Annotated in this window: 26 protein-coding genes; 24 read left to right on the plus strand and 2 right to left on the minus strand. The window is 46.0% G+C overall.

Annotated features, from left to right (window positions below; all coding sequences use genetic code 11):
* Positions 1-39: 39 nt before the first annotated feature.
* Complete coding sequence (locus CKW00_RS02170; protein WP_269845264.1) at positions 40-2,196, plus strand: DNA internalization-related competence protein ComEC/Rec2; 2,157 nt, start codon at positions 40-42, stop codon at positions 2,194-2,196.
* Positions 2,197-2,227: 31 nt separating this feature from the next.
* On the opposite strand, the gene CKW00_RS02175 is transcribed toward CKW00_RS02170, so the two are convergent.
* Positions 2,228-2,362: a YqzM family protein gene (locus CKW00_RS02175; RefSeq protein WP_008588751.1), complete on the minus strand. Its 135-nt coding sequence runs from the start codon at positions 2,360-2,362 to the stop codon at positions 2,228-2,230.
* Between the two features lie 228 nt (positions 2,363-2,590).
* Between CKW00_RS02175 and holA the strand changes: the two genes are divergently transcribed.
* Positions 2,591-3,592 carry a DNA polymerase III subunit delta gene (gene holA / locus CKW00_RS02180; protein ID WP_095821169.1) on the plus strand — a complete coding sequence of 334 codons (1,002 nt, stop codon included), beginning with the start codon at positions 2,591-2,593 and terminating at the stop codon, positions 3,590-3,592.
* Between the two features lie 92 nt (positions 3,593-3,684).
* On the opposite strand, the gene rpsT is transcribed toward holA, so the two are convergent.
* The gene (rpsT, locus tag CKW00_RS02185) at positions 3,685-3,942 is read right to left on the minus strand and encodes a 30S ribosomal protein S20 (RefSeq protein ID WP_008588755.1); all 258 of its coding nucleotides are present in this window, start codon (positions 3,940-3,942) and stop codon (positions 3,685-3,687) included.
* 276 nt (positions 3,943-4,218) lie between these two features.
* On the opposite strand from rpsT, the gene lepA reads away from it, so the two are divergent.
* From lepA to CKW00_RS02300, 22 genes are all read left to right on the plus strand, one after another.
* Positions 4,219-6,033: a translation elongation factor 4 gene (gene lepA / locus CKW00_RS02190; protein WP_095821170.1), complete on the plus strand. Its 1,815-nt coding sequence runs from the start codon at positions 4,219-4,221 to the stop codon at positions 6,031-6,033.
* A 57-nt stretch (positions 6,034-6,090) separates the two neighbouring features.
* Positions 6,091-7,227 carry a radical SAM family heme chaperone HemW gene (hemW, locus tag CKW00_RS02195; RefSeq protein ID WP_095821171.1) on the plus strand — a complete coding sequence of 379 codons (1,137 nt, stop codon included), beginning with the start codon at positions 6,091-6,093 and terminating at the stop codon, positions 7,225-7,227.
* Between the two features lie 101 nt (positions 7,228-7,328).
* Positions 7,329-8,351 carry a heat-inducible transcriptional repressor HrcA gene (gene hrcA, locus CKW00_RS02200; protein WP_095821172.1) on the plus strand — a complete coding sequence of 341 codons (1,023 nt, stop codon included), beginning with the start codon at positions 7,329-7,331 and terminating at the stop codon, positions 8,349-8,351.
* Positions 8,352-8,447: 96 nt separating this feature from the next.
* Positions 8,448-8,993: a nucleotide exchange factor GrpE gene (grpE, locus tag CKW00_RS02205; protein ID WP_095821173.1), complete on the plus strand. Its 546-nt coding sequence runs from the start codon at positions 8,448-8,450 to the stop codon at positions 8,991-8,993.
* Between the two features lie 30 nt (positions 8,994-9,023).
* Positions 9,024-10,856, plus strand: a complete 1,833-nt coding sequence (gene dnaK, locus CKW00_RS02210; RefSeq protein ID WP_093106104.1) for a molecular chaperone DnaK — start codon at positions 9,024-9,026, stop codon at positions 10,854-10,856.
* 192 nt (positions 10,857-11,048) lie between these two features.
* Entirely contained in the window at positions 11,049-12,170 is a 1,122-nt protein-coding gene (gene dnaJ / locus CKW00_RS02215; RefSeq protein ID WP_095821174.1) for a molecular chaperone DnaJ, read from the plus strand.
* A gap of 211 nt (positions 12,171-12,381) precedes the next feature.
* The gene (gene prmA / locus CKW00_RS02220; protein WP_040609195.1) at positions 12,382-13,332 is read left to right on the plus strand and encodes a 50S ribosomal protein L11 methyltransferase; all 951 of its coding nucleotides are present in this window, start codon (positions 12,382-12,384) and stop codon (positions 13,330-13,332) included.
* Positions 13,332-14,075 carry a 16S rRNA (uracil(1498)-N(3))-methyltransferase gene (locus CKW00_RS02225; protein ID WP_095821175.1) on the plus strand — a complete coding sequence of 248 codons (744 nt, stop codon included), beginning with the start codon at positions 13,332-13,334 and terminating at the stop codon, positions 14,073-14,075. The genes prmA and CKW00_RS02225 overlap by 1 nt, the downstream gene beginning before the upstream one ends.
* A 73-nt stretch (positions 14,076-14,148) precedes the next feature.
* Positions 14,149-14,820 (plus strand): deoxyribose-phosphate aldolase, encoded by a 672-nt coding sequence (deoC, locus tag CKW00_RS02230; protein WP_095821176.1) that lies wholly within the window; start codon positions 14,149-14,151, stop codon positions 14,818-14,820.
* A gap of 110 nt (positions 14,821-14,930) precedes the next feature.
* Positions 14,931-15,104, plus strand: coding sequence for a 30S ribosomal protein S21 (gene rpsU / locus CKW00_RS02235; RefSeq protein ID WP_008588775.1), 174 nt, complete (start codon positions 14,931-14,933; stop codon positions 15,102-15,104).
* A gap of 29 nt (positions 15,105-15,133) precedes the next feature.
* Positions 15,134-15,583 carry a GatB/YqeY domain-containing protein gene (locus CKW00_RS02240; RefSeq protein ID WP_095821177.1) on the plus strand — a complete coding sequence of 150 codons (450 nt, stop codon included), beginning with the start codon at positions 15,134-15,136 and terminating at the stop codon, positions 15,581-15,583.
* 103 nt (positions 15,584-15,686) lie between these two features.
* The gene (locus CKW00_RS02245) at positions 15,687-17,027 is read left to right on the plus strand and encodes an NfeD family protein (RefSeq protein ID WP_095821178.1); all 1,341 of its coding nucleotides are present in this window, start codon (positions 15,687-15,689) and stop codon (positions 17,025-17,027) included.
* The gene (gene floA, locus CKW00_RS02250) at positions 17,024-18,016 is read left to right on the plus strand and encodes a flotillin-like protein FloA (RefSeq protein WP_095821179.1); all 993 of its coding nucleotides are present in this window, start codon (positions 17,024-17,026) and stop codon (positions 18,014-18,016) included. The genes CKW00_RS02245 and floA overlap by 4 nt, the downstream gene beginning before the upstream one ends.
* Before the next feature lie 61 nt (positions 18,017-18,077).
* Positions 18,078-18,485, plus strand: coding sequence for a hypothetical protein (locus CKW00_RS02255; protein WP_158221261.1), 408 nt, complete (start codon positions 18,078-18,080; stop codon positions 18,483-18,485).
* Positions 18,486-18,723: 238 nt separating this feature from the next.
* Positions 18,724-19,683, plus strand: a complete 960-nt coding sequence (locus tag CKW00_RS02265; RefSeq protein WP_008588786.1) for a PhoH family protein — start codon at positions 18,724-18,726, stop codon at positions 19,681-19,683.
* A 17-nt stretch (positions 19,684-19,700) separates the two neighbouring features.
* Positions 19,701-20,168 (plus strand): rRNA maturation RNase YbeY, encoded by a 468-nt coding sequence (gene ybeY, locus CKW00_RS02270; RefSeq protein WP_095821197.1) that lies wholly within the window; start codon positions 19,701-19,703, stop codon positions 20,166-20,168.
* Entirely contained in the window at positions 20,143-20,511 is a 369-nt protein-coding gene (locus CKW00_RS02275; protein WP_095821182.1) for a diacylglycerol kinase family protein, read from the plus strand. Before ybeY ends, CKW00_RS02275 begins: the two co-directional genes overlap by 26 nt.
* A 16-nt stretch (positions 20,512-20,527) precedes the next feature.
* Positions 20,528-21,430: a GTPase Era gene (gene era, locus CKW00_RS02280; RefSeq protein WP_076569884.1), complete on the plus strand. Its 903-nt coding sequence runs from the start codon at positions 20,528-20,530 to the stop codon at positions 21,428-21,430.
* A gap of 107 nt (positions 21,431-21,537) precedes the next feature.
* Entirely contained in the window at positions 21,538-22,281 is a 744-nt protein-coding gene (recO, locus tag CKW00_RS02285) for a DNA repair protein RecO (protein WP_040609198.1), read from the plus strand.
* 295 nt (positions 22,282-22,576) lie between these two features.
* Positions 22,577-23,461: a glycine--tRNA ligase subunit alpha gene (glyQ, locus tag CKW00_RS02290; RefSeq protein ID WP_095821183.1), complete on the plus strand. Its 885-nt coding sequence runs from the start codon at positions 22,577-22,579 to the stop codon at positions 23,459-23,461.
* A complete protein-coding gene (glyS, locus tag CKW00_RS02295) occupies positions 23,454-25,535 on the plus strand; it encodes a glycine--tRNA ligase subunit beta (RefSeq protein WP_095821184.1) in 2,082 nt (693 codons plus the stop codon). The genes glyQ and glyS overlap by 8 nt, the downstream gene beginning before the upstream one ends.
* Positions 25,536-25,620: 85 nt before the next feature.
* Entirely contained in the window at positions 25,621-26,250 is a 630-nt protein-coding gene (locus CKW00_RS02300) for a helix-turn-helix transcriptional regulator (protein ID WP_008588798.1), read from the plus strand.
* Position 26,251 lies beyond the last annotated feature (1 nt).

The following is a 26,251-nucleotide window of genomic DNA, read 5'->3' on the forward strand; positions in this document are numbered from 1 at the left end:
TTACTAGGCGCCTCGTTGATCCAGTTTTCACCATCGTGGGTGATCCTCCCGTTTTTTCTGATATGGATGCTCTTCTTTATACGGTCGGGAGTTTTGTTTCCGGTGATGCTCGCAGCTTTCTTTTCCGGCGTGCTTGTATACAGTTTATCTGTCCAGACGATTGAAGATGCAGGAAGCCCTTATACGGGAAAAATTCTTTCTCCCCCCAAATATAACGGAAGTGCAGAATCTTTTTCACTGAAGACAGACGGAGGGGGGATTCTGGACATAACTCACTTTGTCAGAGAAGAGAGATCCTTTTTCTTTGATGAATTCAAAGCAGGCGCTGAATGCAGGGTGCAGGGAGAAATTGAAACGTTCCCTGCAGCGTCCAACCCCGGTGAATTCGATTACTCCGATTTTATGCAAAAGCGCGGCTATGGGGGTCAGGTGAAGGTCGAACATCCTGCTGAAATTACGTGTGACGGATCGAGTCTGCTCGGTGAGTTTTATGAACGAAGAGAAATGGTTATGGACGAGCTGGCAGGGAAGACTTCAATTGCCCTGTGGCCCTGGATGAAAGCTCTTGTTTTCGGGGAACAGACAGAAATCAGGGAAGAGACCCTCCAGGCGTTCCGTAAATGGGGAGCCTCTCATATCCTGGCTATATCCGGCTTACACGTGGGGTTATTGTGTGGCCTGATATACGTTCTTTTCTACCGAAGCGGTGTTATGACGTTGTCACAGGTGAAAATACTGATTCTGTCCGTGCTCCCGATTTTTGCTTTCGTGGCAGGCTCACAGCCTTCCGTACTCCGTGCTTCCCTGATGGCATGTTTTATGGCGATATTGTGGTATTTGAAAATGAAGCCTTCCATGACTGATATATTGTCGGCCGCCGCTTTTATACTTCTTTTCATAAACCCCTCACTTCTTTATAACGCAGGGTTTCAGTTTTCGTTCGCTGTAACATTCAGTCTGCTGCTTTCCGCTAATTTCCTTGTAAGGGACACGCGGGCGTGGGTTCTTTCCCTACGGGTCGCGTTGATATCCCAGTTAGCGCTCCTGCCTCTCCAGCTTTACTACTTTTATGGATTCTCCCCTTTATCGCCCCTGATCAATTTACTGCTCGTTCCTTATTTCACCCTCTTTTTTATTCCTTCCATTTTCCTTTTGTTTCTGATGTTCTTCAGCCTTCCGGAGTTCGTATATGAAGCGTTCACAGCAATGCTGGGCGAAATACACGTCAAATTTATCGATGCAGTTCTTTATCTGGGAGAAGAAGTTAACGTACAGTGGGTGACAGGGGAGTTCCCTCTTTCCTGGTTTCTTCCGTACTATTTATGCTTTTACGTAATGATGAACCATGTTGTGAAAGGAGAAAACCGGGCAGCGTTCTGTTACGGAACGCTACTGTCTCTGGTACTTATTGTCCACAGTTCTCTCCCTTACATGAATGAAGAAGGGAAAGTGACTTTTCTGGACGTCGGTCAGGGGGACAGTGCAGTTATAGAACTTCCTCGCAGAAGAGGTGTAATTATAGTGGATGCGGCAGGTCCTCCACACTTCCAGGAGAATCGGGATAAAATAGCGGAAAATATTCTTATGCCTTTTCTCAACTCCCGGGGGATAAAGAAAGTGGATGCAGTGTTCATCACTCATAATGATACTGATCACAACGGCAGTTTCGCCGGTTTGCTTAAAGATATCGATGTCGGCCGTCTTTTCGTCTCCCCTTATGATGAGGGGGACTACAAATTCAAAAAGACGGAACTCTCCGCCGGAGATACTTACGGAATAGAGGGGTACGAATTCCACGTACTGTCCCCGGAGGAAGATCACCTGGATAAAAATGATAATTCACTCGTTTTACATATTGAACTCGGCGGAAAAGGATGGCTATTTACGGGAGATATTTCGGCAGGGGTGGAGAAAACGGTGAAGGAGGCTCATGGGCTGCTTCCTGTTGATATTCTGAAAGTGGCTCACCACGGCAGTGAAACTTCTACCTCGGAAATTTTCCTCGATACTTTTGAACCCGGTATCGGAATTATCTCGGCCGGGCGTAACAACAGATATGGCCATCCCCATCCCGAAGTGCTCCATACACTGGAAAAGGCGGGGGTCGAAGTGTGGAGAACGGACAGACATGGTGCTGTCACTGTCACTTTTACGGATGACAACATTGCGGCGGTTACGGGTTTTCTTTCTCCATAAAAAAAAGACTGCCGAAGCAGTCTTTACACGACTATGATCCTAATACGGAAAAAGCCGTTCCGATAAAGAAAATGATAAAGAAGAAAACGAATGAAAAAACAAATCCGAGCCCCGAATCGATGACGTCATTTGTTTTTGTTTGAATTTCTTTTTCAAATTGGTTCATGACTCACCCTCCTATATCTTCATTAAGTATAAAAGAATTATAGAAAAAAATCCAGATGAAAATATATTATCATTGTAAGGGATTACCATTGTGTATGTAAACTTCTTTGTATAAAATGGTCCCGCCGCCTTCCGGAGGTTTTTTTGACAGGAGAAGGATTCCTTTTTAAAATAATAGTGATGAAACAGACAGGAAGTCGGTACGTTTAAATGTGAGCGAGGTTATACAATGGGGAAAATCTACGTGTTATACGGAGAAGAAAGATACCTGATCGAGCAGGAAAAAGAAAAGATTGTCAGAGCAGAAACGACGAAAGAGGAAAGAGAATTCAATTACAGTACGTTTAATCTTGAAGATACGCCTGTAGAAGAAGTAGTGGCGGACGCTGAAACTCTGCCTTTTCTCGGAGATCGTAAACTTATCGTCGCAGAAAACCCTGTATTTTTACTTGCCAAACCTCCAAAGTCGGAAGTGGAGCATGATATAAACCGGTTGTTGACGTACATAAATGATCCCGCACCTTACACAACTCTCGTTCTTATTGCTCCATATGAAAAAGTGGACGAACGGAAAAAAGTGATGAAGGAACTGAAGAAAAAAGCGGAAGTGAAATCCTTTTCGGCCATCAGGGAATGGAACATGGAAGAGTGGGTGGACAAATTAGCCGTGGAACTGAATCTTGACCTGGCACCCGGGGTGAAAGAACTGGTTATACAATCTGCCGGCACCAACCTTATGGTTATGAGAAGTGAGCTTGAAAAGCTCGGTCTTTATGCAGAAAATAACTACATCTCCACGGATATTGCCGAGGAGCTTCTTTCATCTTCTCTTGACACTTCAGGACTGAAGCTCGTGGATGCTGTTATTAATAAAGATTTAGGCAAAGCCGTGTCCATTTATAAAGAACTGTTGAGGATGAATGAAGAACCTATTGCTCTCATTGCTCTGCTGGCCTCCCAGTTCAGAATGATCGCCCAGGTGAAGATTCTGAAGCAGAAAGGGTATACGGAAAACCATATGAAAAATTACATTAAAGCTCACCCCTACGTTTTGAAACTGGCAGGCCAGAGGGAAAAGAAATTCACTCAGGAGAAACTGGACCACATTCTTCTTACCCTCGCAAGGACGGATGAGTATATGAAAACCGGACAGATGGAGAAGGGACTGGCTTTTGAGATGATGCTTTACGATATTATAGCTGAACATAACAGAGGCGCACTGACCCCGTAACGGGGAGGTGCGCCTCTGTTATGTTCATTTATATACGGTATAAAAAAAACGACCCGCTCACGGATCGTTTGTTGGTCATAAAAGAAAACCTGTTACGCGTTTTGAACAAGCTTCGTCAAGCGGGATTTTTTACGGTTACCGTTATTTTCATGAATTGCTCCACGTTTAACGGCTTTATCAATCTTCTTAATTGCCCCGTCAAGAGCTTCTCCTGCGTTTTGGTCATTGCTTTGCGCCAGTTTTTCTACGCGTTTAATCGCAGTACGCATATCTGATTTGAAAGCTGCGTTCAGTTGACGAGCTTCTTCGTTAACACGTACGCGTTTTTTGGATTGTTTAAGGTTAGCCATTCTTTCACCTCCTAGGTAAAAACAGTAGCATAATTGCATTCGAACAAGGGATATTGTATCAAAGCGGCGCTGTTATTTCAATGATATTCGTTCTGCAATCTTTAAAATAACAAAGAAGGAGAATACGCTCCGGGGATCAGTTCCGCTCTGAATCGACGTTACGCAGGAACCGTAGCTGAAAAGGTTGATACAGATGAAGGGATGTAATTGAATAATTCCTGTTCAGTTGCTATAATCAACCTAGCTGTATGCGCGATTTTACTAGGAGTGATATATGTGACAACGCAAATCAAAAAGGAGAATGTGCGTAATTTTTCAATTATAGCCCACATTGACCACGGAAAGTCTACGCTCGCCGATCGTATATTGGAAAAAACGAAGGCGTTGACGCAGAGAGAAATGAAGGAGCAGTTCCTTGACGGAATGGATCTTGAACGTGAAAGAGGTATAACCATTAAGCTGAACGCAGTCCAGTTGAACTACACCTCTGCAGCGGATGAGGATTATTTATTTCACCTTATAGATACACCGGGTCACGTGGATTTTACATACGAAGTGTCGCGGAGCCTGGCCGCCTGTGAAGGGGCGATTTTAGTCGTGGACGCTGTCCAGGGGATTGAAGCCCAGACGCTCGCGAACGTGTACCTCGCTCTTGAGAACGAACTGGAAATCATTCCTGTCATCAATAAAATTGATCTGCCAGGCGCTGATCCGGACCGGATAAAACAGGAAATCGAAGACGTTATCGGTATCGATGCGTCGGAAGCCATTCTCGCTTCCGCCAAAGATGGAGTCGGCATCGACGAAATACTTGAACGGATAGTAACGGACATTCCGGCTCCCGCCGGAGCAAAAGAGAACCCGACAAAAGGGCTGATCTTCGACTCCCTGTATGACTCTTACAAAGGAGTCATCGCTTATACATGTATAAGGGAAGGTTCGATCCGGGTAGGTGACAAAATCCGGATGATGGCGAAAGGTAAGGAATTTGAAGTGACGGAAATCGGCGTCTTCCGCCCGGAACCTACTCCGGTTAAAGAATTGATAGTGGGTGATGTCGGTTACCTTACAGCTTCCATCAAAAATATCGGAGATTCCCAGGTCGGGGATACGATTACTCTCGTCAAAAATCCGGCTGCCGAACCATTGCCGGGGTATAAACGAATGAATCCTATGGTCTACTGCGGAATGTTTCCGGTTGATTCCAACAGCTATAACGACCTGAGAGATGCTTTGGAGAGGCTTCAACTTAACGATTCCTCCCTGCAGTTCGAAGCTGAGACGTCGCAGGCTCTCGGTTTCGGTTTCCGTACAGGATTTCTCGGTATGTTGCATATGGAAATCATACAGGAACGGATTGAACGGGAATTTAATATCGACCTGATAACTACGGCTCCAAGTGTTATTTACAACGTTATCCTGACGGATGGAACAGAAAAACAGGTGGATAACCCTTCCATGATGCCTGACAACCAGAAACTTGAAGAAGTTCAGGAACCTTATGTGAAGGCGACCGTAATGGTGCCGAACGAGTATGTCGGACCTGTGATGGAACTTTGCCAGAGGAAACGCGGTAATTTTGTGGACATGAAATACCTTGATGATAATCGCGTGAACATCATCTATGATATCCCGTTATCCGAAATCGTTTATGACTTTTTCGATACGCTGAAATCACAGACTCGAGGGTATGCTTCTTTCGATTATGAGTTCATAGGTAACCGTACGTCCGATCTCGTGAAAATGGAAATCCTTCTGAACGGCGATACGATTGACGCTCTTTCGTTCATCGTCCATAAAGATTTCGCTTTCGAGCGCGGCAAGCAGATTACGGAGAAGCTGAAAGATCTCATACCGAGACAGCAGTTTGAAGTTCCTGTTCAGGCAGCTATCGGTAATAAGATCGTTGCCAGATCCACTATCAAAGCCATGAAGAAAAACGTACTTTCCAAGTGTTACGGCGGAGACGTTTCCAGAAAGCGGAAGCTCCTTGAGAAACAGAAGGAAGGTAAAAAACGTATGAAGATGGTAGGGTCTGTAGAAGTCCCTCAGGAGGCTTTTATGTCCGTGCTTGAAATTAATGATGATTGATCAACGGAAAACCGCAGGGAAATGCTTGCGGTTTTCTTTAGTGGGGAGGAATAGAATATGAAAATTTCTTCAGCTTACATCCACATTCCGTTTTGTCAGCAGATTTGTCACTATTGTGATTTTGTTAAATTCTTTTACGACGAGAAAGCTGCAGATCAGTATCTGGAAGCGCTGGAAATAGAAATGGACGGGTATGTCCCGGGTGCGAAACAGGTGATGAAGACGATTTATGTAGGAGGCGGCACACCTACCGTTCTGACAGCCGCACAGCTGGAAAAACTGCTTAAAATGATCGATGGCCATTTTGATATAGATAAATGTGAAGAATATACTTTTGAAGCGAACCCGGGTGATCTTGATCAGGAGAAAGCCGATCTGCTTGCGAAGTACGGAGTGAACCGGATCTCTCTCGGAGTTCAGACTTTTGATAATACACTTCTGGAAGAACTCGGCAGGGTCCATAAAGAAGAAGATGTATATCTTAATATTGACAGGTTGCGTCACGCAGGAATAGACAATATAAGTATCGATCTTATGTATGGCCTTCCGAACCAGTCCGTCGAACTCTTTGAGGAATCTGTGGACAAGGCACTCGAACTGAACCTGCCCCACTATTCCTCTTATTCGTTACAGATAGAGCCGAAGACGGTGTTCCATCAGCGGTACAAAAAAGGTGAACTTTCAAAACCCCCGGAAGAAGATGAAGTGGAAATGTATCATCTTCTGCAGAAAAAACTCCGGGAAGAAGGCATTTACCATTACGAAATAAGCAATTTTTCCCGCCCGGGTTATGAGAGCGAGCACAACCTCACTTATTGGGACAACGCTTATTATTATGGAATCGGTGCAGGCGCTCACGGGTACCTGCCCGGAAAACGGACCATTAATATCAGGCCGCTCCCTGCCTATTTGAAGAAAGTATTTGAAGATGGAAAGCCGGTACTGCATGAAGAGCCGGTAGAATTGAAAGAAATGATGGAAGAAGAAATGTTTCTCGGGTTGAGGAAGATGGAAGGTGTTTCCCGGGCACGATTTAAAGAGAAGTACGACAGGGACCCTGACGAAGTTTTCGGAGGAGCTGTCGATACGTTGATCGACCGGGGCCTTTTAGAAGAGGATGGCGGATATATAAAGCTGACGGAACAGGGGAAGCTGTTCGGCAATGACGTCTTTGCTTCTTTTTTAATCGACTGAGAATTTTTCCGGTTTATTCGTTGACATCTTTCTGACCTTTTGATAACTTAATTATAGATTTAGCACTCGGAACCAATGAGTGCTAACAGAGGTGATCATCGATGCTAACAAATCGTCAGTTGCAAATACTAAAAGTAATCGTTGATGATTTTATTCTTACTGCCCAGCCGGTGGGCTCACGGTACATTTCCAAGAAAGAAACCGTGGACTTCAGTCCGGCGACTATTCGTAATGAGATGGCGGACCTCGAGGAAATGGGTTTTCTGGAAAAGCTTCATTCCTCTTCAGGAAGAGCACCGTCTGAGAAAGGGTATCGATTTTATGTGGATCATCTGCTTTCTCCCTCCACGCTGAGTTCCAGGGAGAAAAACCTCATTCGGGAATCTTTCGGGAAGAAAACGCTGGAGTTTGAACAGGTGGTGGAAAAGTCGGCAGGAATACTTTCTGACCTTACCAACTACACCTCTATCATTCTCGGGCCGGAAGTTTTCGAAACCAGACTTAAACAAATCCAGATTACTCCTCTGTCTCATGAAAAAGCTGTAGCGGTGCTCGTTACCAATACGGGTCATGTGGAACACCGCGTGTTTTCGACACCGTTGGAGATTAAAGCGACTGATCTTGAGAAAATGGTCAATATCCTTAACGAGCGTTTGAAAGGCGTGGCTTTGATTGAAGTGCCCGAGAGATTGAATAAAGAAATTTTTTCTCTTTTGAAAGAGCATGCCGAACACTTCAACGATGCTTTCATGTACCTTCGTGCTGCTTTGGCCAATGATAACTCTGCCAAGCTCTACGTAGGAGGAAAGACTAATATTCTGATGCAGCCCGAATTCAAGGACATAGACAGGATAAGGTCCATTATGTCCATGATTGAAGAGGAAAAGGATATTGCCAGCCTTCTGAAAACGAGCGATAAGGGTATTCAGACAATGATCGGTCACGAAAATCCTTTTATTGCCCTTCAGCACTGCAGTATCATTACCGCTAATTACTACTTCGGTAATCAGCAGGTGGGGACACTGGCTCTGCTCGGGCCGACCCGCATGGAATACAACCGCGTAGTAACGTTAGTGGAAGAACTGTCCAGACACATGACGGAAACCTTCAGGGAATGGTATTAAACGAAGGTTCCGCTTGTTGCTGTCACTTTCTTTTGTGATGGTGTTTATATGTGTTATATTCAGTAACGGTGAGAATAACCCTGGGAGGTGGCCTTCATGGTAGAAGAAGAAAAAGACACTAATACTGTTATGAACGAATCGGAGGGGACAGAAGAAAACCCTGAAGATATAGTGTCCGAATACACAGAAGAGCAGACAGAACTGGAGAAAGTCGAGCAGGAAAGAGACGAAATCCAGGAAAGAATGCTCCGTGTACAGGCGGATTTCGACAACTTCCGTCGGCGTACACAGAAAGAAAAAGAGATGGATCGTAAATACAGATCCCAGTCTCTCACAGAAGAATTGATCCCTGTCCTGGATAACTTTGAGCGTGCTTTACAGACAGAAGTTAAAGAAGAATCCGCTCAAGGGTTTGTCGACGGGATGAAAATGGTATATAACCAATTGTGGAGCGCTCTTGAAAAAGAGGGTGTGGAAGTAATAAGTGCCCAGGGAGAAACGTTCGACCCTCATGTGCATCAGGCAATGATGCAGGTGGAGGAAGAAGGTTATGAATCAAACGTGGTCGTCGATGTACTTCAGACCGGTTACAAACTGAATGACCGCGTGATTCGCCCTGCTATGGTAAAAGTAAACCAATAAAAGTTTAATGTATTGAAGGAGGAAGTCACTATGAGTAAGATTATCGGAATTGATTTAGGTACCACAAACTCTTGTGTAGCAGTGATGGAAGGCGGGGAATCGAAAGTAATCCCTAACCCGGAAGGGAATCGTACTGCTCCATCTGTAGTAGCGTTCAAAAATGGCGAACGTCAGGTAGGGGAAGTGGCGAAGCGTCAGGCTATCACTAACCCGAACACTGTCCAGTCCATTAAACGTCACATGGGCACGGATTACAAAGTGGAAATCGAAGGAAAAGAATATACACCACAGGAAATTTCAGCAATCATCCTTCAGTATCTGAAAGAATATGCGGAAGACTATCTCGGTGAAAAAGTGGAGAAGGCAGTTATTACAGTACCTGCTTACTTCAACGATTCCGAACGTCAGGCTACAAAAGATGCCGGTAAGATTGCAGGCCTTGAAGTAGAACGTATCATTAACGAGCCTACAGCTGCGGCGCTTGCATACGGTATTGACAAAGAAGACCAGGATCAGACAATCCTTGTATATGACCTTGGTGGCGGTACGTTTGACGTGTCCATTCTGGACATTGGTGACGGTACGTTCGAAGTTGTGTCCACAGCAGGGGATAACCGTCTCGGTGGTGACGATTTCGACGAACTTCTTATGGACCACATGGTCAAAGAATTCAAAAAAGAAAACGGAATCGATCTTTCCAAAGATAAAATGGCTAAACAGCGCCTGAAAGATGCCGCTGAAAAAGCTAAGAAAGATCTGTCCGGAGTAGCACAGACGCAAGTATCCCTTCCGTTTATCACAGCGGGCGAAGCAGGTCCTCTTCACCTGGAGATGACAATCACCCGTGCGAAATTCGAAGAGCTTACTTCCGAGCTCGTGGAGCGTACGATGAAACCTACACGTCAGGCTCTTAAAGATGCGAACATGAGTGCATCCGACATTGACCGTATTCTTCTTGTAGGTGGCTCCACTCGTATTCCTGCTGTTCAGGAAGGCATTCAAAAAGTAGTAGGAAAAGAACCTTCCAAAGGTGTAAACCCGGATGAAGTAGTGGCTCTCGGTGCCGCTATTCAGGGTGGAGTGCTTCAGGGAGACGTCAAGGACGTTGTTCTTCTGGACGTAACACCTCTCTCTCTCGGTATCGAAACGATGGGTGGCGTAACGACGAAACTTATCGAAAGAAACACTACGATTCCTACAAGTCATTCCCAGACTTTCTCTACAGCAGCGGACAATCAGACAGCTGTCGATATCCACGTCCTGCAAGGGGAACGTGAAATGGCCCAGGATAACAATACGCTAGGTCGTTTCCAACTGACTGATATCCCGCCGGCGCCGCGCGGTGTACCACAAATCGAAGTTTCTTTCGATATTGATGCAAACGGTATTGTAAACGTTCGTGCCAAAGATCTCGGAACGAACAAAGAGCAATCCATTACCATCAAGTCCTCTTCCGGTCTTTCCGACGAAGAAGTGGAGCGTATGGTTAACGAAGCCGAAGAAAACGCCGAGGCTGACAAGCAGAAGCGCGAAGAAATCGAACTTCGTAACGAAGCTGATCAGCTGATCTTCACTACAGACAAGACGATCAAAGATCTTGGCGAACAGGTAAGTGAAGAAGAGAAACAAAAAGCTGAAGATGCTAAAGCTGAGCTGCAGACAGCACTTGAAGGCGAAGATCTGGAAGACATCAAAGCTAAGCGCGACAACCTTCAGGAGCAGGTTCAGGCGCTGTCCGTGAAAATGTACGAGCAGGCCGCCCAGCAACAGCAGCAGGCTGAAGGCGAAGAAGGTCAGGACGATGTCGTAGATGCTGATTATGAAGAAGTGAACGAAGACGATAATAAAGACGAAAATAAATAAGAAAGATCAAAAAAGTCAAAGTCAGGATTTTCTTGGCTTTGACTTTTTTCAACAGAATGAACATGTCAGTGCAGGGTAAACTGGAAGAGGTAATCCGCCTGTAAGGCGGATTTTCTTTCGGACGCCGGTTGAAGGAAGGGACATATCGTTCTATAATTATGCTTGTAACAGAGTTCGGGAGAGTGATGGAATTTGAGTAAACGAGATTATTATGAGGTCCTTGGGATTTCCCAGGATGCTTCAAAACAGGATATTAAAAAAGCTTATCGCAAACTCGCCAGAAAATACCACCCTGATGTAAGCGAAGAAGAAGGGGCTCAGGAGAAGTTTAAAGAAGTAAAAGAAGCTTATGAAACACTGAGCGATGATCAGAAAAGATCTCAGTATGATCAGTTCGGCCATGAAGGTCCCGGCATGGGTCAGGGAGGATTCGGCGGAGCTGAAGACTTCGGAGGTTTCAGTGACATTTTCGATATGTTCTTCGGCGGCGGGGGGCGCAGACGTGATCCGAACGCCCCTAGAAGAGGTAATGACCTGCAGTATACGATGACTCTTGAATTCGAAGAAGCGATCTTCGGCAAGAGTACGGATGTAGAGATTCCCCGGGAAGAAGAATGTGATACTTGTGATGGTTCAGGCGCCAAGCCTGGCACTTCTCCGGAAACGTGCCCTCATTGTCAGGGGGCAGGTCAGATCAATCAGGAACAGAATACACCGTTCGGCAGAGTCGTTAATCGCCGCGTCTGTCACCACTGCCAGGGATCCGGAAAAATCGTTAAAGAGAAATGTGCGACCTGTGGCGGAAACGGCCGGGTAACCAAAACGGATTCCATTCACCTGGATATCCCTGCAGGCGTGGACGAAGGCCAGCAGGTACGGGTTCCAGGAAAAGGAGAAGCAGGTGTCAACGGTGGTCCTGCCGGAGATCTGTATGTAGTTATCCAGGTCAAACGGCACGAATTCTATGAACGTGACGGCGATCATATTTTCTGTGAAGTGCCGCTCACATTTGCTCAGGCCGGGCTCGGTGACGAAATCGAAGTGCCGACCCTGCACGGAAAAGTTATGCTGAAGATTCCTGCAGGAACGCAGACAGGGAAAACATTCCGTTTGAAAGGGAAAGGTTCCCCTAACGTTCATGGCCGCGGGCACGGCGACCAGCATGTAAAAATAAGAGTGGTTACTCCTAAAAACCTTACGGACAGACAGAAGGAACTGCTCCGTGAATTCAACGAAATCAGCGGGAACGAAACAGCTGAAGAACAGCATGGAAACTTTTTCGAAAGAATGAAACGTGCTTTTAAAGGTGAATAATTTTGTATAAATATAATGCTCGATGTAAGATGGGAAGGAGAAACTCCTCCTTCCATTTACATGGAGTATTTTGTTTTATGGCGTGTTCAAAGCGAAATGTCGACAAAGACCGCTTTCAAATGAGTTCCGTGATAAAACGAGCCTTTTTATTAAATCAATCATTCTCTGTTTTATTTTTGACAGATAAATGAGGAAAGAGCAGGTGGAGGAAATGAATTGGTCCGAAATCAGTATACATACAACAAATGAAGCGATAGAACCGGTTTCAAACCTCCTGCAGGAGTTCGGGGCAGGCGGAGTGGTGATCGAGGACCCGTCGGATCTTGAAAAATATTCCGCGAGATTCGGGGAAATCTATGATCTGGATCCTTCAAATTATCCGAAGGATGGGGTTATCGTTAAAGCATACCTGCCCGAGAGTTCTGCAACACCGGAGGTTATAAAAGAGATCGAGGCCTCAGTGACGTCCCTTACCGATTATGGCATTGATATCGGATATAATGAAATCACTGTAAAGGCCATAAGGGAAGAGGACTGGGCAAACTCCTGGAAAAAATATTATAAACCTGTAAAAATATCCGAAAAAATCACAATTGCCCCGACCTGGGAAGATTATGAAGCGGACACACCGGGAGAACTTGTAATTGAAATGGACCCCGGCATGGCATTCGGAACCGGAACACACCCCACTACGGCTCTCAGTATGCAGGCACTGGAGAAATATATCAAAGATGGGGATGCGGTACTTGATGTGGGCGCAGGCTCCGGTATTCTCAGTGTAGGAGCCGTGCTTCTCGGAGCTGCCTACGTACATGCGTTTGATCTGGATGAGATAGCCGTTAAGAGCACCAGAAACAATGCCCGGTTGAACGGTGTAGAGGACAGGGTGAAAGCGGAAGAAAACAACCTTTTAGAAGGCGTAACCCAGGAGGCGGATGTCATTGTCGCCAATATACTTGCGGAGATCATCGTCAAGTTTCCAAATGACGCCTTCTCGTTGTTGAAGCCGGGCGGTTATTTTATAACATCCGGAATTATAGAAGGAAAAAAAGACCTCGTACGTAACAGCCTGGAGGAAGCCGGATTCGAAATCGTGGAAACGACTAACATGAAAGACTGGGTCTCCTATACGGCAAGACGTCCGCTGCAGGAGGACGAATGATGCAAAGATACTTTGCAGGACGTGAAAACTGGAACGAAGACAGAGTGAAGATCACCGGTCCGGATGTGCATCATATACGGAAAGTTATGAGAATGGCCCCTGGAGATACAGTGATAGTAGTTCACCCTGACAAGAAAGCTTTTGAGGCGGAAATAACAGAGATAGATGAGGAAGTGTACTGTGCACTGAAACATCCTCTCGAAACCGATCCGGAACTTCCCCAGAAAGTGACCATCGTGCAGGCAATCGGAAAATCCGACAAGGTGGAGTGGGTCGTGCAAAAAGGCACGGAACTCGGGATGGCGGAAATGATCCCTTTTCAGGCGGGGCGCTCCGTAGCGAAATGGGATGAGAAAAGGCAGCAGAAAAAAGTGGAAAGATGGAACAAAATTGCCAAAGAAGCTGCTGAGCAATCGGAAAGACTGATGATTCCCGAAGTTAAATCTGTGGCATCTTTAAAGCAGGTCATCGAGTGGACGGAGGGATTCGGGCATTTGTTGTTCGCTTATGAAAACGAAGCCCGGGAAGAGACGGAATCCCGGTTGTCCGGGTACATCAGAAAAGTGGGGCCCGGTGAAAGCGTCTGTCTGGTTATAGGTCCGGAAGGCGGATTCACCCCGGAAGAAGTCTCTGTGTTGTACCAGGCATCTTTTCAACCGGTGCGGCTCGGCCGTCGCATTTTAAGAATGGAAACAGCCGCTTTATATTTCCTCTCTGCCCTGTCGTATGAATGGGAAGAATAAGAAAACGCTTTTCTTTTGATTTGAAAACAGTTACTATGGAGTTAGATGTACGAACAAGCTGAAAAGGAGATGTATTATGAGCACACTGGCAAAGATGATCGACCATACACAGCTTAAACCCGAAACGACGAAGGAAAAAATCGAACAGGTATGCGAAGAAGCAAAAGAGTATGATTTCGCTTCTGTCTGTGTAAACCCGTACTGGGTTTCTTACTGTAACGAACAGTTGAAAGATACGGATGTAATGGTTTGTACGGTTATCGGTTTCCCGCTTGGCGCTTCTACAACAGAAGTTAAGGTATATGAAACGAAAACGGCGATTGAACATGGTGCCGAAGAGGTGGACATGGTCATCAATGTAGGGGAACTGAAAAGCGGCAACACGGATGCGGTACAAAAAGATATCGAGGCTGTCGTGGAAGCCGCAGCCGGCAAAGCCACTGTTAAAGTGATTATTGAAACCGCTCTTCTTGAAAATGAAGAAAAAGTCACAGCTTGTGAACTTGCTAAACAGGCCGGTGCTGATTACGTGAAGACCTCGACCGGTTTTTCGGGTGGAGGAGCTACACTCGAAGATGTTTCTCTTATGAGGGAGACAGTCGGAGAGGACATGGGAGTCAAAGCATCAGGCGGCGTAAAAGATTACGAAGATGCAAAACAGATGATTGATGCAGGAGCTACGAGAATTGGAGCGAGTTCCGGAATTGCGATCATTCAGGGAAAAGAAGGCACATCTGATTATTAAGAGCAGAGTGCTTGTTGACCTGATGAATTTGGTGTAATATAATTGACAAAGATATGGGGTCTTTCCATATCTTGAACTAGTTTTGTTTGTTTCGGAGGGAGGGAAGTAATATGTCTAAGACCACTCGCGTACGCAAAAACGAATCTTTAGAGGATGCTCTTCGTCGTTTCAAGAAAGACGTATCTAAAAGCGGTACTCTGGCTGAGGCTCGTAAGCGTGAATATTACGATAAGCCAAGCGTTCGTCGTAAGAAAAAATCCGAGGCAGCAAGAAAGCGCAAGTAAGTGTTCTGTGAAGAGGGTGTAGAGATAAAATGACTATTTCTGAACGTCTTACAGAGGACATGAAAGTCGCTATGAAAGCCAGGGATAAAAAAAGACTTGGCGTTATCCGTATGGTGCGATCATCCATGCAGAACGAAGCGATAAAACTCGGTAAGAATGATCATCTGACGGAAGAAGAGGAACTGACGGTTTTATCGCGTGAGGTAAAACAAAGGAAAGATTCCCTCCAAGAATTTAAACAAGCTGGTCGGGATGACCTTGTAAGTGACCTTCGGGAAGAAATCAACATTCTAAACGACTATCTGCCGAAGCAGTTGACGGAAGAAGAGTTGGAGGCTGTAGTCTCTGAAACTATTAATGAAGTCGATGCTTCCGGTAAAAGCGACATGGGTAAAGTAATGTCTGCCGTTATGCCTAAAGTAAAAGGGAAAGCGGACGGCACCCAGGTCAATAAAGAAGTTATGAAGCAATTATCATAAACAGGGAAAAGGCCTCTCAGAAACGAGAGGTCTTTTTTCATAAATTCCCTGAAACGTTTTCACAGCTACATACGTATAAGGTATAAGCGAGACGAAAGGGGGGATGACGGTGAGCGTGATCAGGAAATGGAAAAGCTCCATATTACTCTTTCCATTTCTGCTTATGTTATTAGCTCCTGTCTCCGTGGAAGCGGCGGGCGAGGTGTATGTAGTTCCTGTTGAAGAAACGGTGGAGAAAGGTATGGCCTCGTTTATCGACAGAGCAATAACTGAAGCGGAAGATGCGGGGGCGAAGCAACTTATTTTCGAAATCGATACCCCGGGCGGACGTGTGGATGCAGCGAACGAGATAGGTGAGTATTTAACCAATACCGACGTCCCGACCGCTGCCTACGTCACTAGTCGTGCGTACTCTGCCGGCTCGTATATAGCTCTGAATATGGATGATATCTATATGAAATCCCAGGCGACCATGGGAGCCTCCGGAGTCATCAATTCGGACGGAACGGCGGCAGATAAAAAAGCCCAGTCCGCCTGGATATCAGCTATGACTGCGGCAGCAGAGAATACCGGGAGAGACCCTTTGTATGCAAAAGCCATGGCGGATAAAAGTATAGACTTACCCGAGTATGGAGCTCCGAAGGGAGAGTTTCTTACACTGACCCCCGCCCAGGCAGTAGAGGTGGGGTATTCTGAAGAAACGCTTTCCAGTATGGACGCTGTCGTTAAGAAACTCGGGTATGACCCTTCCGACACGGTGAGGGTCGAGCCTACATTTTCCGAAAATCTTGCCAGATTCCTGACAAACCCTGCGGTCGTACCTATTTTGTTATCGCTCGCAAGCTTAGGACTTATAGCGGAAATATATACTCCGGGCTTTGGTATCCCCGGTTCTATCGGTATCATGTCGCTTGTCCTTTTCTTTTACGGGCACGTAATCGCCGGACTTGCAGGATTTGAAGCGATCATTCTGCTTGTGGCAGGAATAGCACTTATTATCGCAGAGTTCTTCCTCCCGGGAGGAATTGCCGGGATCGGAGGGGCGGTTGCTATTGTGGCTTCGCTCCTCATGTCGGGGCAGGATCTTGGATATATGGCTTTCAGCATCGGAATAGCTGTTCTTGTTACTATCGTAGCCTCAGTCCTTCTTTTTAAATTTGTCGGTTTCCAGAACAACTTCGTTAAAAAAATTGTTCTGAGCGATTCTACAAACACTTCGGAAGGTTACGTTTCGTCCCGAAGCAGACTGGAACTGATAGGCGAGACAGGCGAAAGTCTGACCCCTCTCCGTCCTTCCGGGTCCGGTATTTTCGGAGACGAAAGGCTGGATGTAGTGAGTGAAGGGTCATTTATTCAGGCAGGTACAGGGATCAAAATCGTAAAAGTGGAAGGGTCAAGAATTGTAGTACGGGAAATTGGAGATAATAAGGAGGAAAAATCATGACGTTACAGGAATTGATGCCATTAATCATCGTCGGAATCATTATTATTGCTTTAGCTGTACTGTTCACTTTCATCCCCGTGATGCTGTGGATCAGCGCACTGGCTGCAGGGGTCAAGATCAGTATATTCAGTCTTGTGGGTATGAGATTAAGACGGGTAACTCCCGCCAGAGTCATCAACCCTCTGATCAAAGCTCATAAAGCCGGTCTTGATATTAATACGAACCAGCTCGAGAGCCACTACCTGGCCGGGGGTAATGTGGACAGGGTGGTCAATGCGCTTATTGCCGCGCACCGTGCAAACATAGAACTGACTTTCGAACGATGTGCAGCGATCGACCTGGCCGGCCGGGATGTACTGGAAGCTGTTCAGATGAGTGTTAACCCTAAAGTGATAGAGACTCCTTTCATCGCCGGTGTGGCTATGGACGGTATTGAAGTGAAAGCGAAAGCCCGTATCACGGTCCGGGCCAATATCGACCGGCTCGTAGGGGGTGCCGGGGAGGACACGATTATCGCACGTGTCGGAGAAGGAATCGTTTCTACTATCGGTTCCAGTGATAACCACAATAAAGTGCTTGAGAATCCGGATTCGATTTCCAAAAACGTTCTCGGAAAAGGGCTTGATGCAGGTACGGCTTTCGAGATTCTCTCGATTGATATTGCCGATATAGACATCGGTAAGAACATCGGAGCCATTCTGCAGACGGACCAGGCAGAAGCTGATAAAAATATCGCTCAGGCGAAAGCGGAAGAACGAAGAGCGATGGCTATCGCCCAGGAGCAGGAAATGCGCGCCCGTGTTCAGGAAATGCAGGCGAAAGTGGTCGAAGCGGAAGCGGAAGTACCACAGGCTCTTGCAGAGGCGTTGCGTTCCGGAAAAATGGGAGTTATGGATTACATGAACTACCAGAACATTGATGCGGACACCGACATGAGAAAAACGTTAGGTACTACCGGAGAAACGGATGACGAGGACAACGGCAAGTAATTGGACCTCATTTTCAAGCTTTTGAAGAAAGAGGTGATGATCAGTGGGAGATTTAATATCAGTGATCTTTTCAAACATTTTCATAGTGGGAGCTGTACTTTACGGGATTTTCTCCCTCTTCCAGCGTTCTCAGGAAAACCGGGAAGATAACAGCCCTTCCTCCGTACCGGAACGGGAGAACAGTCCCGCCCCTTCTCTCAACGAGAAGTATGAAGAAATGAAGGAACACGCGGATCAGGATTTTGAAGAAGAGAATGTACACGATGAAAAAGCATCCGAGAGAAAACATGAGGGAATATTGCAGCACGGAGATCTCGTTGTAGATAAAAAAGAAGACGAGACTCAGGAAGTCCATCCGTTCCTCAGGGAAAATTGGACGAAAAGACGAATTCAGGACGGTGTCATAATGAGTGAGATCCTGGGTCCGCCAAGAGCAAAACGTCCCCATCGGCCTTTAAGAAGATGGTGAAGCATGAGACCCGGTCTGCTGAATGCAGGCCGGGTTTTGCTCGTGGTTTAGAAGGAGCTGTGAAAAGGTATGTGGAAACTATAAACATACATATCCTCCTCCTTATTACGAAGAGCGCAGGGACTAGAGGAAAAGTTTTGCACCGCTATACAGACAGTGGTAAAGTAAAATTAATTCTAAAATATAAATTAAATCAAAAATCTTATGCAACGAAATATATTAATCAAGGAGATTGAATATGCAGGAAGACTTACAAACGATAGATGTGCATCTGGACAGTCCCGAAGAAGCTCTCACGCTGTTCGGGACGGAGGACAGAAACCTTAAACAGATGGAAGAACAGTTAAGTGTAACTATTGTTTCCAGGGGAGAAAAAGTGAACGTTTCCGGTGTTCCGGAACACGTAGCCATCGTAGAAGATGTTATCGGTTCCCTGCTGGCGCTCATACGCAAAGGCCTCAGTGTTACGGAGAGAGACATTGTATACGCCATTGAGCTTGCTAAAAAAGGTAAAATTAATCAGTTCGAAGCATTGTACGAAGATGAGATAACGAGAAACGCCAAAGGAAAACCGATTCGTGTGAAAACACTGGGGCAAAGAGATTATATCAGTGCCATTAAAAGGAATGATCTGACTTTCGGTATAGGCCCTGCCGGGACGGGAAAGACATATCTTGCTGTAGTTATGGCTGTCAACGCGCTGAAGAATGGAGACGTCAAGAGAATTGTACTCACCCGGCCTGCTGTCGAAGCCGGAGAAAGTCTCGGTTTCCTGCCCGGAGATCTGAAAGAGAAGGTCGATCCGTACCTTCGTCCTCTTTACGACTCCTTACATGACTTGTTCGGTGTTGAGCACACGGCAAGACTGATTGAAAGGGGAACGATTGAAATTGCACCGCTTGCTTATATGAGAGGACGGACGCTTGACGACGCTTTCGCTCTTCTTGACGAAGCACAGAACACTACGCCGGAGCAGATGAAGATGTTTTTGACAAGGCTCGGTTTCGGATCGAAAATGATTATTACTGGGGACATAACCCAGGTGGACCTGCCGAAAGGTATGAATTCCGGTCTTATCGAAGCGAAACAGAAGCTGTCGAAGGTGAAAGGAAGCTCTTTCATCCATCTTGATGAAACGGACGTTGTTAGACATCCGCTGGTGCAGCGGATTATTGAAGCGTATGAAGATAAAGAATAGAGGGGGCTGTCAAGATGTTGAAAATCGATTTTCATGATGAAACGAATTCCATCGATGAAGCATTTGTGGATCTGATTGAACGGGTGTTATCTTTTGCTGCCGAGAAAGAAGGAGTAGCAGGGGATAATGAACTTTCCATTACCTTTGTCAACAATTCGCAGATTCAGGAACTGAACAGAAATTACCGGCAGATAGATCAGCCGACAGATGTTCTCTCCTTCCCTATGCTTGAAGAAGGGGATGATGAGCTTGAGGCCATCGACGAAGATATGCCACGAATGCTCGGGGATATCGTTATCTCCGTTGATAAAGCAAATGAGCAGGCGGACGATTACGACCATTCTCTAGAGAGGGAGTTTTCTTTTCTTGCCCTTCACAGCCTCCTGCATCTGCTCGGTTATGATCATGAAAAGGAAGAGGACGAAAAGAAAATGTTCAAACGTCAAGAGGACATATTGAATGAATTCGGACTTGAAAGGAAGTAAACGAAATAAGCGGATAGGTTTCCGCTTCGCCCTGTCGGGTATCCTTGCCGTGGTAAAGGCAGAGAGGAATTTGAAAATCCACTGTTTTGCCTCTGTAGCCGTACTTTTAACAGGAATCTTCCTTTCCATTTCACCGGTTGAGTGGGCAGTATTGTTTTTGACGATGGGACTCGTCCTGTCCCTGGAGGTCGTCAACTCTGTAATAGAACGGGTGATGGATTTCATTCATCCGTCCTATCATCAGGAAGTGAAAGTGATTAAAGATGCTTCAGCCGGAGCAGTTCTTATTGCTGCATGTTTTGCAGTAATGATTGCTCTGGTAATTTTCGTGCCAAATTTGTAAGTATGGAGGATGACATATGTCAGATACGTTTAAGTCCGGCTTCACAGCCATCGTGGGCAGGCCCAATGTGGGGAAATCCACATTCATGAACCGTGTGATCGGTGAAAAAATTGCCATTATGAGTGATAAGGCGCAGACGACAAGAAACAGAATACAGGGTGTATATACCGATGAAGACAGCCAAATAGTTTTCATTGATACCCCGGGCATCCATAAACCGAAACATAAGCTCGGGAACTATATGGTCAATACTGCTGAGCAGACGTTGAACGAAGTGGATATTATTTTATTTATGATAAACGCCGAGGAAGGTTATGGGCGTGGCGACCAGTTCATTGTGGACCGTCTGAAGAACGTGGATCGCCCCGTCTATCTGATCATCAACAAGATCGACCGCGTGCATCCTGATAAGCTGATTACGCTTATTGAGCAGTACAGAGAACTGATGGAGTTCACAGAAATCGTTCCCATCTCTGCTCTGGAAGGAAACAATGTCGACCATCTTCTCACAGTTATCAAAGGCCATCTTGAAGAAGGGCCGCAATACTATCCGGAAGATCAGATTACAGATCATCCCGAGCGATTTGTTATAAGTGAATTCATAAGAGAGAAAGTTCTGCACCTGACAAGAGAAGAAATTCCCCACTCCATCGCGGTAAAGATAGAGGGAATAGATGAAGAGGAGAATGGTTCTCTTCACATTCAGGCAATTATAGTTGTAGAAAGAAAGTCACAGAAGGGTATAATCATCGGAAAGCAGGGGAGCATGCTGAAAGAAGTGGGGACAAGAGCCCGAAAAGACATAGAAGCGCTCCTCGGAAGCAAAGTTTTTCTTGAGCTTTGGGTGAAAGTTCAGAAAGACTGGAGAAACCGGTCGATTGATCTGAATGACTTCGGATACAGAGAAGATGACTATTAATAGAGACACTCCTCGCCCCGCTTATTTTGAGTGAAATATTTGCTCCATGGGAGACAGGTTTGAAATGACGGGGAAAGAATCATGAGTGGGAGGACAGGTGAAAGAGTTTGTTGGAAAAAATCGAGGGTCTGGTTATCAGGACAAGAGATTACGGAGAAACTCATAAAATTGTCACGCTTTGGACACGGGAAAAAGGCAAGATTACTGTAATGGCCCGGGGAGCGAAAAAACCGAGCAGCAGAATGAGTTCGGTGACCCAGCCCTTTATTTACGGCAACTACCTTATATATATAGGGAGCGGCATGGGATCGATGTCCCAGGGAGAAACTGTCGATTCTTTTCGTTCAGTGAGGGAAGATATATTAAAGGCGGGATACGCTTCTTTTGCCTGTGAACTCGCTGATAAACTGGTGGAAGAAAAAGAGCCGGACCCATTCCTTTTCGAACAACTTCTTACAACACTTACCTACATCGATGAAGGCCGGGACCCGGAAATTGTCACGATGATGTTCGAATTGAAAATTTACAGGAAAGCGGGATTTGCTCCGGTCCTCTCCAGGTGCATTAATTGTGGAAATTCGGAAGGTCCTTTTTCTTTTTCTGTCGCGGAGGGAGGATATCTCTGCAACAGGTGTAAACACGTGGATCCTGATCGTTATGAGTTGTCGGAGAGGTTCAGCAGTCTGCTGCCTCTCCTCGCAGAGATGGACCTGAAGAGACTCGGAAACATATCGATGAAGAAAGAAAATAAAGAAAAGCTTCGTCAGCTTTTGGACAGATACTACGAACAATACGGAGGGTACTTTCTGAAGTCCCGGAAGTTTTTGAAGCAAATGGATAAGTTTTATTGACAAGTGGAGCTCAGATTATGTATGCTTTCATATATCATATACATTGTGAAGAAGGGAAGTAGTACTCGGAAGTGGAGATGTCCAGCGAGGCTGTAACAGGTGCAAGGCAGCCCATTTCCCTCCGAAGAAGGCAGTCCGGAGCAATGATCGGAAAGTGGCTGATACGTCAGGATGTATCGGCAAATAGGGTGGAACCGCGGAAATCCCGCCCCTATGTCTTAACGGCATAGGGGCGGGATTTTTCGTGCAGGATGGCGAGTGAAAAGAATTTCTTTAATATACAGGAGGTAGAGGAATGGATATCCAAACGATGATATTGACTTTGCAGAAACACTGGTCAGACCAGGGGTGCATTTTAATGCAGGCCTACGATACGGAGAAAGGGGCCGGGACGATGTCCCCTATGACGCTGTTAAGGAGTCTGGGACCGGAACCGTGGAATGTAGCTTATGTGGAACCTTCACGTCGTCCGGCTGACGGAAGATATGGAGAGAACCCGAACAGACTTTACCAGCACCATCAGTTCCAGGTCATAATGAAACCGTCTCCGGACAACATACAGGAAATATATTTGGAGTCCCTGGAAGCTCTCGGTATCGACCCGAAGCAGCACGATATCCGTTTTGTGGAGGATAACTGGGAAAACCCTACACTCGGCGCTGCCGGCCTTGGCTGGGAAGTGTGGCTTGACGGCATGGAGATCACTCAGTTCACTTATTTCCAGCAGATAGGCGGCCTGGAAGCGAAACCGGTTTCTGCGGAAATCACGTACGGTATTGAGCGGCTGGCTTCCTATATTCAGGATAAGGAAAATGTATTCGAGCTGGAATGGACGAACGGGGTGACCGTAGGCGATATTTTTTCTCAGCCCGAGTATGAACATTCCGTCTATACTTTCGAGGAATCGGATGAAGAAATGCTGTTTGAACTGTTTACAACGTATGAAAAAGAAGCGGAGAAGCTTATGGAAAGAAATCTCGTTTTCCCTGCCTACGACTACGTTTTGAAATGTTCCCATACGTTCAACCTTCTGGATGCAAAAGGTGTCATATCCGTCACTGAGCGGACCGGTTATATCGGAAGAGTGCGTAACCTGGCGAGAAAGATAGCGAAGGCGTATGTAGAGAAACGGGAAGAACTAGGTTTTCCAATGTTAAAGGAGGAATCGACCCATGAGTAATGAGGCACTATTCGAAATAGGTCTTGAGGAGCTGCCTGCCCGATTCATCAGCAGCGCCGAAAATCAACTGAGAGAAAAAACGGAAGAGTGGCTGGAGGCGAACAGACTGCCCTTTACCGGGATAACTGTATATTCCACTCCGAGAAGACTGGCCGTATATATAGAAGGGCTGCCTGAAAAGCAGCCGGATACCGAGGAAAAGGCGAAGGGCCCTGCCGAGAAAATTGCGGTAAATGAGGATGGAGAGTGGTCGAAGGCGGCTGTCGGCTTTTCCAAAGGCCAGGGGAAAACCCCGGAGGATATCTACTTTGAAGAGGTTAACGGTACGTCTTATGCGCACATAGATAAATATATTAAAGGCGAAGAGACGGAAACTATTCTGCAGGATTATAAGAACGTGATCCTGTCCCTCGCTTTCCCGAAAAATATGCGGTGGGGAGATCATTCCCTTAGATTTATAAGACCGATCCGCTGGCTCGTCGCTTTGTTCGAATCAACGATCATTCCTTTGGAAATCGAAGGGGTTTCGGCAGGAAAAACTACACGCGGTCACCGGTTTTTAGGACGAACGGTGGAAATAGAACATCCTTCCCGGTACGTAAGCGCTCTTTACGAACAATTCGTGGCAGTGGATCGTAACGAACGTAAAGAGGACATTCAGCGTCAGCTGGAGCAGCTGCAGCAGGAGAAGAACTGGGACATCCACGAAGATGAAGATCTTTTATGGGAAGTCACGGACCTCGTAGAGTATCCGACGGTGTTCAGCGGGAGTTTTGACGAATCCTTTCTTAAGGTACCGGATGAAGTACTGATCACTTCTATGAAAGAGCATCAGCGTTACTTCCCTGTGCACCGGGACGACGCTCTTCTTCCTTACTTTGTAGGTGTGAGAAACGGTGATGGAGAGCATATCGATAATGTAGCGAAGGGGAATGAGAAGGTGTTACGGGCAAGACTGTCGGACGCCGAGTTCTTTTACGAAGAAGACCTGAAGGTATCGATTGAACAAAGGCTTGAAAAGCTTGGGAAAATCGTTTATCAGGAAGAGTTGGGAACGCTCGCTGAAAAAGTGGGCAGAAATGAAGATATAGCTCTTATCATAAGCGACAAACTGGCTATCTCAGATAGGGACAGGGCAAATGTGCAAAGGGCAGCCCGTATATCCAAATTCGACCTCGTTACGCAAATGGTCGACGAGTTCACTGATTTACAGGGGATCATGGGTGAAAAATATGCACGCATTTTCGGGGAAACTGAAGAGGTTGCTGTAGCTATCCGTGAACAGTATCTTCCGAAACAGGCGGGAGGCGCCGTACCTGAAACAATTACAGGGGCCGTATTAAGTCTGGCTGATAAACTGGATACAATCGTTGGGGCGATATCTGTCGGTAACCTTCCGAGCGGTTCCCAGGACCCTTATGGTCTCAGAAGACAGGCCCTCGGAGTTCTTAAAATCATCGAAGAACACGGGTTTGATATCAATATAACGGAACTTCTGGACAGAGCGGTGTCCTACTACGGGGAGAAGGCGGTCGGAACAGCAGCACAAACGGAACTTCGAGCCAATGTCCATGAGTTTTTCAATGCAAGAACCGCCTACCTGTTGAAAAAAGAAGATGTAGAAAGCGATGTCGTGGAAGCGGTGCTTGCGGAAGGTAGCGGTAATTATTCCCTCACGAAAGAAAAAGCCCATCTGCTTTCCGCAAAAAGGCATGAAGACGGGTTCCGCGCTGTTCAGGAAGCGTTTGGAAGAACATTGAATATGGCCGACAAGGCAGAAGGTGCCGAAGTGGATAAATCTTTATTCGAAAAAGAAGAAGAACTGAGGTTATATGAAAAACATGAAGAAGTGAAAGAAGCATTCTTTAAACAACTGGAGGAGAAAGAAATAAATGCTTCTCTCCGCACTCTGAGCGAACTGGCGGAGCCGATTCATTCATTCTTCGACAATATTATGGTCATGGCGGAAGATGAAAGTGTAAGAATGAACCGTCTGGCACTTTTAAAGAACGTGGCGGACACTCTTTACGTTTTTGCAGACTTTAATGCTATCCAGTGGAAGCAGCAGAATTGACGCCTCCCTTCTTTTCCTTTCTTTTTAAAAATGTATATAATATTAAATAATAGTATGGCATAGTTAGGACGAGGGTGGTGAAATCATGGATCTGTCCAACCGACAAGAAAGAATTATTGAAATCGTAAAAGAACAGGGCCCTATTACCGGGGAAAATATAGCTGATCAGCTAAGTCTCACGAGAGCCACGTTGCGGCCCGATCTTGCGATACTGACAATGGCCGGCTACCTTGATGCCCGGCCGAGAGTAGGCTATTTCTTTACGGGTAAAACCGGATCGGAACTGCTTACGGAGAAACTGAAAAAATTCAAAGTGGGAGATTTTCAATCGATCCCGATTGTTGTAGATGAAAATGTATCGGTTTATGACGCTATTGTTAATATGTTTCTTGAGGATGTAGGTACTATTTTCGTCACGAATGAAAATGCTAAACTGACAGGCATCCTCTCGAGGAAAGATTTACTGCGGGCAAGCATAGGGAATCAGGATCTCACTTCGGTACCCGTACACATCATAATGACCCGAATGCCGAATATTGCCTACTGTTCAGCAGAAGATTTACTGCTCGATACCGCACAGACATTAATTGAAAGACAGATAGATGGAGTGCCGGTCGTGGAGGAAAAGGAAGACGGCCTTGAAGTGGTAGGCCGTTTGACGAAGACGAATGTAGCGAAAGCGCTGGTCGAACTCGGGAGAGACGAGCACCTGTAAA

The sequence above is a fragment of the Salimicrobium humidisoli genome (assembly GCF_002295105.1).
Classification (GTDB): Bacteria; Bacillota; Bacilli; order Bacillales; family Halobacillaceae; genus Salimicrobium; species Salimicrobium humidisoli.